The 1,480-nt window shown below is 74.1% G+C and carries 2 protein-coding genes; both read right to left on the reverse strand.

Annotation, left to right across the window (positions count from 1 at the left end; translation table 11 throughout):
• The coding region (locus ACFFNX_RS49850) for a hypothetical protein (RefSeq protein ID WP_378213496.1) at positions 1-894 on the reverse strand (894 nt) is incomplete at its 3' end.
• Between the two features lie 61 nt (positions 895-955).
• Positions 956-1,480, reverse strand: a 525-nt coding sequence (locus tag ACFFNX_RS49855; RefSeq protein ID WP_378213497.1) for an alpha-amylase family glycosyl hydrolase, incomplete at its 5' end; no start/stop codon positions are given.

Consider the following 1,480-nt stretch of genomic DNA (forward strand, 5'->3'; position numbering starts at 1 on the left):
GGCGGCGCTCAGCGCCGAACGCGCCTCGGCCGTGCCGTGGTCGGAACCGGCGACGGCGAGCCACACCGTCGTGCCGTGCCCGGCGGGCAGCTTCACGTCGTAGGACAGTTGCCCGCCGGTGCCCTTGCCGAAGTCGGTGTCATCGCACCGGTCCGGCGTGGTGCCGGTCGAGGGGCAGATCACGGGCGGATCCTGCGGCCCGCGGTACCCGGCGCCGAGCCGGTGGGCGGCCGGCGTACGGTCCGCGGCGACCATGGCCGCGAAGTCGTGCGCCGTGGCGCCCGGCACCTTCGGCGTGCCCCGCTCGCGGAACGCCAGCACGCCGTTCTCGTACGCTCCGGTGTCGGGGAGGTTGGCCGCCTTCTGGTCCGGTGTGGTCGAGCCCCACGGGTAGGCCGTCATCAGCTCCGAGTGCGCGTCCACGTCGAGGCGCACCGTGCGGGCCGTCGGCGAGGTGAGCCGCAGGCCGATGAGCCCGGCGCGTACGCCGTCGGGTGCGACGTCCGTGCGCTCGACCTTCACGCCGCCGGTGTCGTAGGCGATCCGGGTGTAGCCCTGGCCGGCGGTGAAGCTCTCCGCCCTGGCCTGAGCACCGCCCAGCCACTGCCCGCCCACGCCGAACCACATGCCATCGAGCAGTTTCAGCGGCGGCGTCCAGAACCCGCCCATCTCCCCCAGGGTGTGCCAGCCGGCCGCCGGGTAGAGGCCGTCTTCGGTGGAGACCGAGTAGAAGCGGTCACCGATGACGACCGCGCGCCGATCGGGCAACCGTGTCGTCGTGGACAGTTCGGCGGACGTCGGCGGACCGGCCGTCCGTGCCCGCGCCGGCATCGCGTGCGCGGCGCCGGCGACCAGGGTGAACGTGGCCGCGAACGCGACGGCACGTCTTCGCATGGGAATGCCTCCGAAAAGAGATCTCCCCCGAGGTACAGGACGGTCGGCCGCCGGTCCGCCGTCAGTCGTCGACGGCGAGCCAGACGGCGGTGTCGTGGGGCAGCACACCTCCCTCGATCGGACCGCTGGCGAGCAGGACGTCACGGTGGGCGGGCAGCGCGTACGGTGCGCCGGACACGTTGACCGCGCACGCGAAGCCCGGCGTACGGGAGAACAGCAGGACGCCGTCCGGGGTCTCGTGCCAGCGCAGCGTGCCGTCGCCGAGCGCCGGGTGCTCCCGCCGTACGCGCAGCGCGGCGCGGTAGAGCGCGAGCATCGAGTCCGGCTCGGCGGACTCGGCCTCGACGGTGAGGCCCGTCCAGGACGCCGGCTGCGGGAGCCACGTCGTCACGCCGTCCGGGCCGAAGCCGTAGGGCGGCGCGTCCCCGGACCACGGGAGCGGCACACGGCAGCCGTCCCGCCCGCGCGAGGTGTGCCCGGAACGTTCCCACACCGGGTCCCGCAGGAGCTCCTCCGGGATGTCCTCGACCTCGACGAGCCCGAGTTCCTCGCCCTGGTAGACGTAGACGCCGCCGGGCAGCGCCAT

Origin of the sequence: Actinoallomurus acaciae, assembly GCF_042429965.1 — a bacterium.
Taxonomy (GTDB): Bacteria; Actinomycetota; Actinomycetes; order Streptosporangiales; family Streptosporangiaceae; genus Actinoallomurus; species Actinoallomurus acaciae.